Genomic DNA, 15,517 nt, shown 5'->3' with positions numbered 1-15,517 from the left:
GTTTTTATAGGTTAAGTTTATTTAAACAGCATATTCTAACCACAAAAATTAAGTACCCTTTGTGGTTAGAATATATCGTTTAAACTTTATTTTATAATTAAGATTAAACTATTAATTTATATCCAATACCTTTTAAAGTCTGAATCGTATTAATTCCTAATTTTTCTCTCAATCTTCTGATGTGAACGTCGATTGTTCTTTCTCCAACAATAACATCATTCCCCCAAACTTTCTCTAGGATCTCTTCTCTTTTAAACACCTTCTCTGTGTTTGATGCTAAAAGATACAATAGATCGAATTCTTTTTTTGGAAGTAAGAACTGTTGTCCAGCTTTTGATACTCTGAAGTTGTCTTTATCTATAATAAGATCTCCAATTTCGATTAATTTAGCATTATCAGAAACCTGAGAAGTTAATTGCAATAAAGCATTTACTTTAGAGATAAGAATTTTCGGTTTGATTAATTTTACAATATAATCATTAGCTCCGGCTTGAAAACCTGCTAATTGTGAAAACTCTTCGCTTCTTGCAGAAAGGAAAACAATAAGTGTTTTCTGAAGTTCTTTTATCTTACGAAGCTCCTGACAAGTTTCGATACCGTCTTTTTCAGGCATCATTACATCTAATAAGATAAGATCAGGAACAATTTGTTTGGCTTTCTCAATACCTTCGTTACCATTGGTAGCTGTGTAAATGTCGTAGCCTTCCTTTTCTAAGTTGTAAGATAGAATCTCTAAAATATCCAACTCATCGTCTATTAAGAGTATTTTCTTTTGGTTCATTTTTAATTTTTACTGAGTCAAAGTTAACAATTTTTGAAGCATAGATTAACAAATAACCTATCGTTCACATAAAGTTAACAATAATAACGGATTGTTAATGTTTAGTTAAGAAAAAATTAAATTTCCGTAAACCATTTACAGCAGTAAACTTCTCTTTCTTTGCCACGAAAGAATTATAGTAAGATAAAGTAAAATGAAAAAACAATTCCACAAGAGCATTATGCTACTTGCCTTGTTTTCTGCTGGCTATGCGTTTGCACAAAGTCATGTTCTGGAAGGCAGGATATTGGATGAGAAAGACAATACTCCTATTGAAGGAGTAAAAGTTAAGGTAAATGATCAGGAGGTAACCACTGACATTTCCGGAAACTACTCTCTCAGTCTTCCCCCCGGAACCAATTATGTTATAACCGTAACTTCTAATGGATATAACAAAAAAGAGATTAGTGAAGTTACCGTAAAAAACGACGCAAGTACTCATCTTGATATTATTTTGGATAAACCTTCTACAAAAGAAAAGCAAATAGAAGGTGTTGTTATAAAATCCAATGCAAGAAAAGAAACAATTGCCTCTACCATCGGTTTACAAAGAAATTCTGGTGTAGTTTCACAGGTTATTGGTGTTGAAGCTATTAAAAGAAGTCCGGATAGAAACACGGGAGAAGTTCTAAAAAGAGTTTCCGGTGTAAGCTTAGCTGAAGGAAAATACATCGTAGTAAGAGGATTATCTGACCGTTATAACCAAGCGATGTTGAATGGTATTCAGTTATCCAGTACTGAACCAGACAGAAAGACTTTCTCTTTTGACCTTTTCCCTGCCAACGTTATCGAAACTCTTGTTATCAATAAAACCTTCATTCCTGAATATAGTGGTGAATGGGCAGGTGGATTGATTCAGGTAAATACCAAAGACATCCCGAATAAAAACTTTTTCAATCTACAAGTTGGTGTAGGAGGAAACTCCATCACAATGGGGCAAGAGTTCCGTATGCAGAAAGGTGGGAAATGGGATTTCATAGGAATTGATGACGGATACAGAAAACTTCCAACAAGCATGCCTGCGAAAAACGCATTCTCTATTTTAGATGAAGCTACAAAAACAGGAATCGGGAAAGATTATGTAAAAAATCTAGGATACAACAGTATAGGATATCCTGAGAATTTAAGTTTACAGCTAGACGGAGGTTTCAACACAAAAGTTTTCGGAAAAGATTTAGGTGTTATTGCGGTACTTAACTACAGTAACAATAAAAGAAGAACAGAAACAAGAAACAGCTTCTTTACAATTAATGATCAACTAGCTGATACCAACTTTGATTACTTTACTGAAAAGTATCAAAACGATATTATTTTAGGAGGTTTATTAAATCTTACTTTAAAACTTAATAACAATAACAAAATTTCCCTAAAGAATATTATTACCAATAATACGGTAAACCACATGTCTTTCAGAACAGGGAAAGATTTTGAATTTGATCCTATAAACGGAACAAATATTATGGCTAGAGAGATTGGGTTTAAACAAACTACTTTCTATAATTCAACACTAAACGGAACACATAAAATAGATGCCCTTGGAGGTCTTACTTTCAACTGGTACGGAAGTTTTGGTATTCTAGATCAATACATTCCATTATTACAACGTCTTCAGTACAACCAATATCCTGATATGACCGGAAGCCCTTATTTGGCTTTAATTTCGAATGGTCTTTCTCAAAAATCAGGAAGTGTATTCTACTCTACACTTAACGACTATTTATACAATGCAGGCGGAGATTTATCTAAAAACTTTGAGATGTTTGGACAAAAGCAAACCATCAAGGGAGGATATTTATTCCAAGTAAAAGATAGAGTTTATAACTCAAGGCCTTTCGCTGTAAGACTTGAAGGATATAATCAACAATTGCTTTCTCAACCTTTCGAAAGTATATTTGATCCTAATAACTTCGGAACAGGAGGTGGTAAATTCACTTTCGACGAAATTGCGGGAAACCAGTATAGATATATTGCCAATACCATCCTAAACGCTGGTTATTTACAAATGGACAATAACTTTACGCCTTGGTTCAGAGCTATATGGGGATTAAGAGTTGAAAACTTTGACCAGTTAGTTGGAAGCACAAAAAGAAGTGATGACCGTTTTGTAAACACTCGTGTTACTGACTTCTTACCTGCTTTAAACATGACATTTAAACTTACGAACAACATGAATTTACGTGTTGCCGGTTCACAGACTGTTGTAAGACCCGAATTTAGAGAAGTTTCTCCACTCGCTTATTATGATTTTGATTTAGGAGCTACTGTTATCGGTAACAAATATATTCAGAGAACGAAGATTACCAATGCCGACGTTCGTTGGGAATGGTACCCGAGAAATGGAGAGATCCTTTCCGTTGCAGGTTTCTATAAAAACTTTAAAAATCCTATTGAATTATACTTTAACCAATCTGGTGTAGGAACAAGTAATACCTTCAACTATTTAAACGTAGATAAAGCTGATGCTTACGGAGCTGAACTTGAATTCAGAAAAAAACTGGATTTCTTCAGTGTTCTTAAAAACTTCACGCTAGGTGGTAACTTCGCTTTAATCAAAAACAAAGTAACTGACGAAGCAACAAAGGTAGACAGACCAATGCAGGGACAATCTCCTTATACTGTTAACTTAAGCCTTCAGTATGATACTGAAAAAACAGGTTGGACATCAACAGTACTTTTCAACATGATTGGAAGAAGAATCCTGTATGTAGGAAATGATCAGGTTCCACCAATTTGGGAAGCACCAAGACCTCTTCTTGATTTTCAGATTGCAAAAAAGATCTGGCAGAACAAAGGAGAGATCAAACTTAACGTTTCAGATATCTTAAATCGTCACGCTAGATTTTATCACGATCTAAACAATAATAAAAAATACGACAGTGCTGATGCACTTGCTATCGACAGAGTAACAGGAACAAATGTCAGTTTAACTCTTGGTTATAGCTTCTAATTTAAATCAATCAATATCTAATAAAAAATAACTCTTTATAACATGAAAAAAATTGTTTTATACTCTTTAATGCTTGGTACAATAGCAACAACTATTACCGCATGTAGAAACATAGAAGAAGATGGACAAACTATAGTTGAAAATGGTAACTCAGGTGGAAATAATGACAACTTAATTCTTTCAGGGAAAATAACTACAAACCTTACCCTTAAGGCTAATAATATCTATAAGTTAAGAGGATTAGTGTATGTAACAAACGGAGCTACATTAACTATCGAACCAGGAACTAAAATTGTTGGTGAAGCTGATAAAAACGGAGCATTAATTATTACAAAGGGAAGTAAGATAATGGCAGAAGGTACTGCTTCGAACCCAATTATTTTCACTTCAGAAAAACCAAGTCCTAAAAGAGGTGACTGGGCAGGTTTAGTAATCTTAGGAGCTGCTCCTACCAACGCATCTTTCAATGGGCAAGCTGGAATTGGGGAAATTGAAGGTGGAATCAACAACACTGAAGGTTTAGGTCTTTACGGAGGAACAAATGTTTCTGATAACAGTGGAATATTAAAATATGTAAGAGTAGAATACGCAGGATATGCATTTTTACCGGATAAGGAAATCAACGGAATTACATTCGGAGGTGTAGGTAATGGTACTACGGTAGATTATGTAGAAGTAGCTTACGCAAATGATGATAGTTTTGAGTGGTTCGGAGGAACGGTAAACTGTTCTCACCTTATTGCTTACAAAGGTCTTGATGATGATTTTGATACAGACAATGGCTACTCAGGAAAAATTCAGTTTGGTATTTCTGTAAGAGATTCTCAGGTTGCTGACGTTTCAGGATCTAATGCATTTGAATCTGATAATGATGCCAATGGTTCTCCTTTAACACCACAAACCGGAGCTACATTCTCTAATATGACAATTATTGGCCCAATTAATTCTACTTCGGCTACAAACACAAACGTAGGTACAATCAACTCTTTATACCAAAATGCTTTACAGATCAGAAGAAACTCTTCAATCTCTGTATTTAACTCTGTATTCACTGGGTTCCCAGTTGGTTTATTCATTGATGCAACAAAAGGTACCCCTACAGATAACAATATCGGTGCATCACGTTTAGTATTTCAGAATAATATATTAGCAGGAAATGTAACTCCTTTAAAATTCGGAGCATCTACATCAACTCCTACTCCTTTTACATTAACAGATCTTACCAACTGGTACAATACAGGAGGAAACACAACGTTGGCTTACACAGCTGATGTTAAATTTACAAATGCATGGGCACCGGCTGGTACTACACCAAACTTCTCTCCTGCTGCAGGATCTCCTTTATTAACAGGTGGCGTATTTACTCACCCTAAATTAACTGGATGGTTTACTGCTGTAACTTACAGAGGAGCTGTTAAGGATGCTAACGATACATGGTATGCAGGTTGGACAAACTACAACTTGTAATATAAGGATCAGTGACTTAAAGTCGTTATTATCACAATAGTAATTAGTTTCTTTTATATTAAAACACCCTCAGGAAATTATTTCCTGAGGGTGTTTACGTTTATAAAGATTGCATGAATATTTTACAACATCATACCAAATAAAAATTTACAATAACAGTAAACTTGAATTGGGAAAATAAACAGAAAAGTGGTAATTTGGACCTCGTAATTGTTGAATGTATATTTCATCTAAAATAATATCCATTTTTTTGAGTTTTATATATTCACCCAATACGCAAAAATAAAACAGAATTAAATCAAAAAATATATGAAAAAGAATCACTTAAAATTAATTGCTGCAGCTTTATTCATAGGTACTACATTTACCATTTATTCTTGTAGCAAAGATGATGATTCTACTCCCACAATAACTCCCGTAGGAATCGCTGTAAATTTCAATGATTTCAAAGGTGATATTACGAACGGACAAATCGTAACATTAGATCCTACCAAAGTATATAGACTTACAGGAGCTGTTAACATAAAAGATGGAGGAAAATTGGTAATTCCTGCCGGAACCAGAATTATAGCAACTCTTACCACTTCTTTTATCATCGTAGAGCAAGGTGGCCAAATATATGCTAACGGAACTTCCGGATCCCCCGTATTATTCTCGGCTTCTTCTACCACTTCCGGAAGCTGGGGAGGATTGGTGATCTGTGGTAAGGCACCCATCAACACAGGGGCTTCAGGAACGTCAGAATTAGGAAATGCGACTTATGGTGGCACAATGAATGCTGATAATTCTGGATCTCTATCATTTGTAAGAATTGAAAATACTGGGGCAGTCTACACAGGAACTACAAAATTCAACGGACTATCTTTATTCGGTGTGGGTAGCGGAACCACAATAAGTAACGTAGCTTTAGTAAGCAGTGCTAATGATGGTATTCACCTTTATGGAGGAACAGTTAACGTTTCTAACATCGTATCGATAAACAATCTGGATGATGCTTTCGAATGGACTGACGGCTGGAACGGAACCGCAACCGGAATCTATACCAAAAGAAAAGCTGACGGTGTAGGAAATACAGGAATTAAAGGAACTAACAATGCTAGCAACCCAGATGCTGCGCCAAGATCTAACCCTATCATCAAGAACGTTACCTTTCTTGGAGCTACTACCGGAGAAGCCAATGCTATAAAATTGAAATTGGGAACATATGCAACCATTGATAACGTCGTAACATCCAACTGGACAACAGGAGTAAATATTGAAAGTGATGCTTCCGTAGCCAATTTTAATGGGCATAAAAAAATCACCAATGCTCTATTTAATACTACCACAACAAAAGTTTCTCTGAAATCTACTGCTGGTGCAAACGTACCCATAGTAGACACTACCTTTACAGAAAATCCTGCTGCAGTAGGAGCCGGAAATGGAACCTTAGTTCCAACATGGGCCACAGGATGGTCTGGATTATAAAAAAGTAAATAAATATTTAACGAAATACTATAAAAAATCCCTGGGAAAGTTACTTTCTCAGGGATTTCATTTATAAAAACAAGTATTAAAAAATATTATAATTTACATCTCAGAAGTTTAGACTTCAGTTTAGCTTACTTCTTCAAGAATAAATTCCCATCATTCATTAAGGCTTCAATGCCAGACATTCTTGAAACCGCTTCTGCAGAACAGCTTGCATCTACCAAGACAATATTTGCTTTATCTCCAGCCTTTGGCCATTGTTGATTTCCTTTATCATCTAAAGGAAGAATATTTTGGGTAGCAAACTGCAACGTTCTTGAAAGTTGAAACTCTGTTGCGTATCCATATAATTCGGCAATTAAATTAGCCTTTTGAAGCATATTCCCGGATCCGAAGGTACTCCAGTAATCCTGAACGTTATCATTTCCTATTAAAACTTCTACTCCATTTTTTTTCAATGTAGGAATAGGCATTATTTTTCCAGTGAATGGAACGGATGAAGCAATCCCAACTTTAGAAGCCGCTAGTTTCTCGGCAATTTCCTGAGCTTCTTTTGGTGAAAGATGAGCTAATGCAAAAGCGTGGCTTACAAACGTTTTCCCTTGAAGTTGAGGATTTTCAATAGCTTTATCAATTAAATAATTAATAGTTTTCATCCCAGACTCTCCTACTTCATGTAAATGAATATCAATTCCTTTATTATTGTCTAATGCTAATTGCACAGTGAAATCAAGTACTTTTTCGATACTTCCGTCGATACTTAAAGGATCCAGTCCACCAATAAAACCTACATGCGGTAATTTTGCAACCTCCTTCATCAAAGGAATAGAATCCGTATAGTATAAGCCATGTTGAGGAAAAGCTACCAACTCGGCACTGAAAGAATCTTTTTTATTGTCTAAAGCCTTCTCCAGATTTTCTAATGATTGCAAACCCGAAGTGGGATCAATATTGAAATGCGTTCTCACATAATGGGTTCCGTAACTTTGTAGCAGATCAATTAACTGTTCGGCTCTTCCTACTGACGTTTTCAAGAGTTCCGGAATGATTTCCTGTTCGTAAGAAATCATATCTTTCACCGTTTTCTTTTTTGGAGAAAGTGTTTGCCAAGGTAATCCGTACCAGGTTTTATCTAAATGAACATGCATATCTCTGAAGGCAGGAAGCATCAGTTTTCCTTTTGCATCAACAGCATCAGAATTTGCATTGTTAGGTTTAATTGATTTTATTTTTCCGTCTTCAATTTCAACACAGAACAAGTCTGTTTTTGTTGTAATAACCTCTTCATTATCGTATTCGAAACCCGTTTCCAAACGAACATTTTTTAATACATAATGTCCTTTCGCAAACGGCTGATTTTGTAATTGCATGATCCCAAGTTTAATCCTACAAAATTACGTCTGCCAAATCTTAAACAGGAGTATCAATTATGTCTTGTTCTGTATCAATTATTCTTTGAACTGGGAAGGTGTCATTCCGGTTTGAGTTTTAAAAAATTTTGAAAAACTGGCATGATCATAAAAACCGAGATCGTAAACAATATCTTTCACAGACATTTCAGAGACTTTTAATAAACGCTTTGCTTCCAGTAAAATTCGGTTCTGAATAAGAGAAGAAGCAGATGTATTAAGGCTTTTCTTACAGATAATATTTAAATAATTGGCAGAAATATTCAATTTTTCGGCATAGAAAGAAACCGAACGTTCTGTTTTAAAATGGATATCAATGAGGTTTAAAAATTTAGAAATAATAGGATTCGAATGATACACTTCAAAATCTTTGAAAACTCCCTCCACTGATTTACTGACCAGCAAACCAATCAATTCACTTCTTTTTTGAATCAGTTCCCAAAATATATTTTCTTCGTCTAATTCCTTTTGAATTGCCTGAAATTCATATAAAAAAGTCGGAAAAATATCTTTCGAAAGATTGATAACGGGATGGTTTTGATAATAAGAAGCCGAAAACCTCAATGCCGGAAGAAAGCTTTCAAACCAATCTCGCGTAATCATTAATTGATAGCCGATTGTTTCCTTTTCGATCACCCATTGATGAACCTGATCCGGAAACACCAGATGGATTTGATAATCTTCAACCTGATATTCCACAAAATCGATCGTGTGAGAACCTTTTCCTCGTTCAAAAAGATTAATGATAAAAAAATCATGCTTGTGAGGTTCATCAATAGAGCGTTCACCATTCAATTCATTGAAAAGCAAATTACAACCCTTCGACCGATGTTCGCTGAATGCCTGAATCCCTAAAATGGGAAAATGATCTGATTGATGGCTCATTGTGTGTAATTTTTTCTCAAAAATATAATAAAATTAATCTCCGATCTACACTCAGGGTAAAATTTTAACTATTACTGTAATTTTAATAATATGCTTTCAATAAGCCTTGTCAAGGTTTAAAACCTTGACAAAGCTCCCAATCCTGAAAAGGTATTTAAAAATTAAAATACAATATTTCCCTGATGAATCAAAGATTCTACATTTGAGATTCTTGAAACCGCTTCTGCCGAACAGCTTGCATTGAGGAAAGTCAAATCTGCATGGTCGCCAACTTTTGGCCATTGTTGAACTCCTTTATCATCCAATGGAAGAACATTTGCTGTGGCTAATTTTAAGCTTCTTGATAATAAAAATTCAGTGGATTGACCATATAATTGTGCCATTAAATTGGCTTTCTGCAATACACTTCCTGTTCCGAAAGTATTCCAATGATCGACGATGCTGTCGTTTCCTGTTAAGACCTCAACATTATATTTGTATAAAGTTGGAATGGGCATAATTAGACTACCAAAAGGAATCGTAGAAACAATTCCAATTTTCGCGTTAGCTAGTTTTTCTGCAATTTCTTCCTGCTTTGGCTTTTCTAATTTGCCTAAAACAAAACAGTGGCTCAGATATGTCTTTCCTTTTAATGCAGGATTTTCATTCACTTTGTCAATTAAATATTCAACAGTTTTCAATCCAGATTCTCCGCTTTCATGCAAATGAATATCAATTCCTTTTTTGTTATCTAAAGCCAACTGAACTGTAAAGTCAATTGTTTTCTCAATCGCTCCGTCAATCGTAAAAGGGTCTACTCCACCAATAAAATCAATATCCATTTTCGCCGCCTCTTTCAAATATGGAACTGAGTCTGTATAAAAAACACCATGTTGCGGAAAAGCCACCAACTCTGCTCCGAAAGTTTTCTTTTTATGATCTAATGCTTTCTGTAGATTTTTTAATGAATCTAATTTTGAAGTCGGTTCAATATTCACATGACTTCTTGCGAAAGACGTTCCTTTTGATTGCAATAGTTCAATCATTTTCTCTGCTTTGAAAGTCGAGTTTTTCAACATTTCCGGAAGTATTTTCTGCTCTAAGGCAATCATTCCTTTTACTCCACCCGTTCTTTTTCGTACTGCTTGCCATTGGTCTCCATAAAAAGTTTTATCCAAATGAATATGCATGTCTTTAAATGCTGGCAACATTAAAAATCCTTTGGCATCAACAGCTTTTGCATTCGGTTGATTGGGAGCTATTTTTGAAATTTTTCCGTTTTCAATTTCGATATAAAATAAATTGGTTTTTGTGGAGATTACTTCACCTTCTTCGTATTCAAAACCTGTTTCAAGACGAACATTTTTTAAGCTTAATTTTCCTTTTGAAGAAATTATTGCGCTATCAAAAATTGAATTTGCCATCATCATGTTGGGTATTAAAGTTAATCCAGCCATTGCCAACGCTGAGTTTTTAAGAAAATCTTTACGAGATATGTTTGAAGTCTTCATTTCCAATCTATTTATTACAAAATTAATAAGAACTGAGCTGCCGGACGTGTATGGTTTATTGTATTGTTTGTATGATTTATTGAATCTCAGTTTTATCAATAGGAACGGACTTTAGTTCATTGAGTTCAAAGGTAATCTTTATAATTATGGCAAAGGCTTCGACTCGGCTCAGCCTTTCAAATTTTGTAGATTCTCTTTTTTATCTCCCGCAGATTTCACGGATTTACACAGATGATTGTGCTTTATTTGTGTAAAATATTAGTGCAATTTGTGTTTTAATCAAAACACAAAAGGATGAAGTTCTACACCTCATCCTTTATATATTTTATCTTCTCAATCTAAGAATATTCGAATTTTCTAACTGCTTCCAACGTCATATCAATTTCTTTATCTTTGATCGCATCACTGATGAAATACGTTTCATATCCACTTGGTGGAAGATAAATTCCATTCGTCAACATTTGATGGAAAAAATTATTAAATAAGGCATGGTTCGCTTCCTGCGCTTCATCAAAATTAGAAACTCTGTTGATATGGAAGAAAACAGACATCATTGAACCTTTTCTGTTGATCCTATGAGCAATTCCTTTTTCATTTAAAATTTTGCCAATTTCAAAATCTAAGGTTTCTGTTGTTTTATTTAGATTAGTGAAAAAGTTTTCATCATTTTTAATCAACTGAAGCGTTTTTAAACCTGCTCTCATTGCCAAAGGATTTCCACTCAATGTTCCGGCTTGATAAACACCACCTTTTGGAGCTAAATGATCCATGATTTCGTTTCTACCTGCAAAAGCACCAACCGGAAGTCCGCCTCCGATTACTTTTCCATACGTTACCAAATCTGCTTTCACATTATACAGTTCCTGAGCACCCCCAAAAGCCAATCTGAAACCCGTCATTACTTCATCAAAAATCAATAAAGCTCCGTTCTCATCACAGATCTGTCTTAAGTTTTGAAGGAAATTATTTTCAGGAAGTACACACCCCATATTTCCAGCAACAGGCTCTATAATTACGGCTGCAATTTGTCCTTGATTATGACGGAAAAGATCTTGAACCTGCTCAAAATCATTATATCTTGCCAACAAAGTATCTTTTGCCGTACCTTCCGTTACGCCTGGAGAATTTGGGTTTCCAAAAGTGGCAGCACCACTTCCCGCTTTGATCAAAAATGAATCTGAATGACCGTGATAACATCCTTCAAATTTCACAATTTTATCTCTTCCCGTAAAACCTCTTGCCAATCTTACTGCACTCATACAAGCTTCTGTTCCTGAAGAAACCATTCTGATTTGATCAATATTGGGAACATTGTCTACGATGAATTTTGCAATTTCAGTTTCCAATTCTGTCGGAGCACCAAAAGAGAAACCTTTCTCTGCCTGGATTTTTAATTCCTCCAACACTTCTGGATGGGTGTGCCCTAAAATAGCCGGCCCCCAAGAATTGATGTAATCAATATAGGTATTGTCATCAGCATCTGTAAGGTAAGCCCCTTTTGCAGATTTCATGAAAACAGGAACGCCACCCACAGATTTGAATGCACGAACAGGAGAATTTACTCCTCCCGGAATGTATTTGTAAGCTTCATCGAATAAAGCTGAACTTCTTTGATACTTCATTTTCTATTTTTTCTTTATTATTTACCCTTCAAAATAAGGGGTTCCATCTTCTCCTGCATAGTTTTTCAAACCATTTACTATTTTATAGTATAGCCTATATATAGATCCGTTTCTCCACACATTTCCTTGCGGAAAAAATTGACCTTCCAACACTTTATTGTTTGGGAAAATAGTTTGATATAGTAAGTTATTTGGATTATTTTGATCAGGTTCAGAAACAACAACTAATCCAGAACCATCCATTAGATTTATTGAAGCATATTTAATCGGATAAACCTGATTAGAATTTTCGTCAACCAATCCAAATAAATTTGTTGAATTTGTTGAAAGAATATAAGGTTTGCCATTGTAGAATTGCCATCCCACATACGCGATATCTGGTGTACTTAAATACATTTTTTTGATTTTAGGAATATAAATTCCTATATGTGAATCTTTGGACAAAATCTCTACAAAATTAGCTTTAAAATTGATCTGATAATTTTGTTCATCCTCAAAAGGTTTTATCATGTCCAAATCTTCATCGTCCAGATCATCCCAAGTTAATTTTGGTTCTTTTAGCTCTCCGATATGATTATCTCCCCCCCCCCAGCGATCATTGATAGGATACCTTTCAGGCTCAATGTATTTGTCAAGCCTCATTTTTGTTTTTATGGAATAATTATAATAGTCAAGACCTTCGAAAACGAGATAATTTTCACCATTTACAATGATCGGTTTATCAGAAATAAAAGGCATTATGATCGTTGCATTACTGTCAATTATTCCAAACTTACCATTCTGCTCGGCATGGAATCCTCCCACCGATTCGTCATACCAACTTATGCTGTAATATTGTGGCTGTACTGCAATGAATTTATTTGCTTCACACAATCCCCATAAATTCCCTCTTCTAAAAGGAATATACTTTTGTTCTTGTGAAAAAAGGTTACCAGATATGAAAACTAAAAATATCCATAGATATTTAAAATTCACATTTAATATTTTCATGGTTTGGGTTGAGTATTAGTTTCTAGGTTTCTTGTCTATAAGATACATTAACTGTCCTGGTGATGGCTGTTGACCTTCATCCATTCTGTTTTTAGCATATAGTTTATGTAATTTGATTCCGAATTTCTGAGCAATGTCATGCATATCTTCTCCAGGAGTAACTTTATAAGTGGCCGTATTTCCATCAGAGTTTTTAGATTCAAGGAATACGATGTCATTCTTCTTTAAAACATCACTCTCCAATTCATTCCATTTGGTAAGTCTGCTTTCGCTTACTTTAAATTTATTGGCAATGAATTGAACATTGGTATCTTCAGGAATAACGATATATTTCAAGCCGTCATTAGGATGGCTTTTAATTAAAATAGAATTAAGAATTTCAGCTTTAGTTTTGATTCTTTCTACTCTTTTTTCTTGCTGAGCAAAAGAAGTCTGCTTATAGGGAACGCTTACCGTTACCGGATCTCTTTTTACCATTTTACCTGGCTCTAATCTGGCCATAAAACTTCTGTCGTCCTTCAAATCAGGATACATTCTAAGAACTGCATACAAGACTTCTTTAGAACTTGTATTATCGAATTCATACAGTTTATATCTTTCAATTTTACCTATTAAGATAGAAGCATAGCGAGGATTTGTTGCATACCCAGCCTTTTTAAGACCATTTGCCCACGCTTTGTAATCTTTCATATCTAAATTGAAAAGACCTGTATAATATTTTCTTGTTGCTAAAAATATAGAATGGTCTTCGTACGATTGTCTGGGATCTTCATACACACGGAAACACTCATTGGGAGCATCATCAGTATGTTTCATGGTTTTACCCGACCAATCTTCTTTGCACTTTATTCCGAAGTGATTTTTCCCTTCCAGAGCCAATCTGCTTTGTCCACCTCCAGTCTCAAGAAGTCCCTGAGCAAGCGTAATGGAAGCAGGTATTTTATACTTCTCCATTTCTTCCACTGCATATTGAGCAAATTTTTGGATGTATTGGTCTTCAGTAGCCCAAGTTTGAGCCGAGAATTTTGATAAAACTAAAAGGCTTATTAGTAAGAAAAGTCTTTTCATGTTTTTCAATTTTACTTTATATAATTAAATTTCTATTCTGTTTTTCTAAAAGCAAATTTGCTCCTTCAATTCCTTGTAATCCACCTGTGTGAAAGCACAAGATCTTACTATTCTCAGGAAACTCCCCCTCATCAATTAGTTCAAAAACTTTCTGCATCATCTTTCCCGTATATATCGGCTCTAATGGAATTTCATATTTCTCTTTGAAATCATTGATAAAACGGATGTTTTCATCTTTTATTTTACCATAACCTCCAAAACTTGAATCTATTAGATTAAAATTTCTTTTTAAAGTTAATTCAAAAATTTTATTTTCTAAAGAAGAGTCGTCAACTACCTTAAAACCTATAACTTTCTGATTATCTTCACAAAATTTAGAAATTCCAGCAATTGTACCTCCGGTTCCAACTGCGGTGCAAAGATAATCAAAATCTTTTGTTTCGTTATTTAACATCATTTTTACGCCCTGTACGGCATCTTCATTGGTTCCACCTTCAGGAACTATCAAAGCATCCGGAAACTCTTCCTGTAAAAATTCTGATAATTTTTCTTTGTTTCGATATTCTTCTCGAGTTATGAATTTTAAATTCATTCCATTCCTTTTTGCGAAAACTAAGGTTGGATTATCCCGCCATTTATCTTTTAATTCTTCCCCTCTGATAATTCCTAATGTTGGAATTCCTGCTAATTTTCCTACGGCAGAAACGGCAGAAATATGATTTGAAAATGCTCCACCAAAAGTTATGATATAAGGCTTTTCAGGATTTTGGTTTACATAATGATTGATATTGTAAAAAAGCTTCCAATATTTATTCCCTGAAATTTGAGGATGAACGAGATCCTCTCTTTTAATGAAAAGCTTTACATTTTGATGAATAAGGATTTCCTGAATCGGGATTTTTTCTGTTGGAAGTTGTAATAGCATTTACTTTAATGATATTGTTTTTACAAAAATACTATTTTTTTAAAGTTCGCAAGGGAGTTTCAATCAACTAAGAAGTTTTCTTTGCCATGCGAATTGTCATTGACTTCGTCGAATCTTCGATTTCAGAACGGAACGAAGTGGAGTGTGGAATCTATATTTAGCACTTAAAAAACGTTGTTTAGATTTCTGCGGAATGACAAAAGTAACGTTGATTTTTTTCTCCTACGGATTTCGCTGATTTACACAGATGAGTGTGTTTGAAAGAAGTTTGTAATGTTTGTATATCGTAGTAAGTTTTGGCTAAAGCCAGATGAAAATTTTGATGTGGTAAACGGGCTAAAGCCCAATGTCATTAAGTTAAGGCTTTAATATATTGATTTTCAGTTAATTTAGTTTGTTTTACTGGTTGTTTTTTTGTATATTT

11 protein-coding genes are annotated in these 15,517 nt (G+C 34.6%); 3 read left to right on the top strand and 8 right to left on the bottom strand.

Features of this window, described 5'->3' with window-relative positions:
* Positions 1–103: 103 nt before the first annotated feature.
* Positions 104–781 (bottom strand): response regulator transcription factor, encoded by a 678-nt coding sequence (locus BUB80_RS15925; RefSeq protein ID WP_073294755.1) that lies wholly within the window; start codon positions 779–781, stop codon positions 104–106.
* Positions 782–974: 193 nt separating this feature from the next.
* Between BUB80_RS15925 and BUB80_RS15920 the strand changes: the two genes are divergently transcribed.
* The 3 genes from BUB80_RS15920 (at position 975) to BUB80_RS15910 (ending at position 6,701) form a co-directional block, all read left to right on the top strand.
* Complete coding sequence (locus BUB80_RS15920; RefSeq protein WP_073294752.1) at positions 975–3,767, top strand: TonB-dependent receptor domain-containing protein; 2,793 nt, start codon at positions 975–977, stop codon at positions 3,765–3,767.
* 42 nt (positions 3,768–3,809) lie between these two features.
* Positions 3,810–5,234, top strand: coding sequence for a hypothetical protein (locus tag BUB80_RS15915; protein WP_073294749.1), 1,425 nt, complete (start codon positions 3,810–3,812; stop codon positions 5,232–5,234).
* Positions 5,235–5,543: 309 nt separating this feature from the next.
* Entirely contained in the window at positions 5,544–6,701 is a 1,158-nt protein-coding gene (locus BUB80_RS15910) for a hypothetical protein (protein WP_073294746.1), read from the top strand.
* A gap of 134 nt (positions 6,702–6,835) precedes the next feature.
* Here the strand turns inward: BUB80_RS15910 and BUB80_RS15905 are convergent, their stop codons facing one another.
* From BUB80_RS15905 to BUB80_RS15875, 7 genes are all read right to left on the bottom strand, one after another.
* On the bottom strand, positions 6,836–8,074 hold the full coding sequence (locus tag BUB80_RS15905) for an amidohydrolase (protein ID WP_073294743.1): 1,239 nt from the start codon (positions 8,072–8,074) through the stop codon (positions 6,836–6,838).
* A 78-nt stretch (positions 8,075–8,152) separates the two neighbouring features.
* Positions 8,153–8,998, bottom strand: coding sequence for an AraC family transcriptional regulator (locus tag BUB80_RS15900; RefSeq protein WP_073294740.1), 846 nt, complete (start codon positions 8,996–8,998; stop codon positions 8,153–8,155).
* A gap of 161 nt (positions 8,999–9,159) precedes the next feature.
* Complete coding sequence (locus BUB80_RS15895) at positions 9,160–10,488, bottom strand: amidohydrolase (RefSeq protein ID WP_073294737.1); 1,329 nt, start codon at positions 10,486–10,488, stop codon at positions 9,160–9,162.
* A 338-nt stretch (positions 10,489–10,826) separates the two neighbouring features.
* Positions 10,827–12,110, bottom strand: a complete 1,284-nt coding sequence (hemL, locus tag BUB80_RS15890) for a glutamate-1-semialdehyde 2,1-aminomutase (protein ID WP_073294735.1) — start codon at positions 12,108–12,110, stop codon at positions 10,827–10,829.
* Between the two features lie 21 nt (positions 12,111–12,131).
* Complete coding sequence (locus BUB80_RS15885; RefSeq protein ID WP_073294732.1) at positions 12,132–13,100, bottom strand: hypothetical protein; 969 nt, start codon at positions 13,098–13,100, stop codon at positions 12,132–12,134.
* A gap of 15 nt (positions 13,101–13,115) precedes the next feature.
* Positions 13,116–14,168: a glucosaminidase domain-containing protein gene (locus BUB80_RS15880; RefSeq protein WP_073294729.1), complete on the bottom strand. Its 1,053-nt coding sequence runs from the start codon at positions 14,166–14,168 to the stop codon at positions 13,116–13,118.
* A 16-nt stretch (positions 14,169–14,184) separates the two neighbouring features.
* The gene (locus tag BUB80_RS15875) at positions 14,185–15,093 is read right to left on the bottom strand and encodes a 1-aminocyclopropane-1-carboxylate deaminase/D-cysteine desulfhydrase (RefSeq protein ID WP_073294726.1); all 909 of its coding nucleotides are present in this window, start codon (positions 15,091–15,093) and stop codon (positions 14,185–14,187) included.
* Positions 15,094–15,517: the final 424 nt, after the last annotated feature.

Source organism: Chryseobacterium polytrichastri (assembly GCF_900142445.1).
GTDB classification, from domain to species: domain Bacteria; phylum Bacteroidota; class Bacteroidia; order Flavobacteriales; family Weeksellaceae; genus Chryseobacterium; species Chryseobacterium polytrichastri.
Note: the sequence above shows the minus strand (reverse complement) of the source record. Positions and strands in the feature narration are given on the sequence as shown.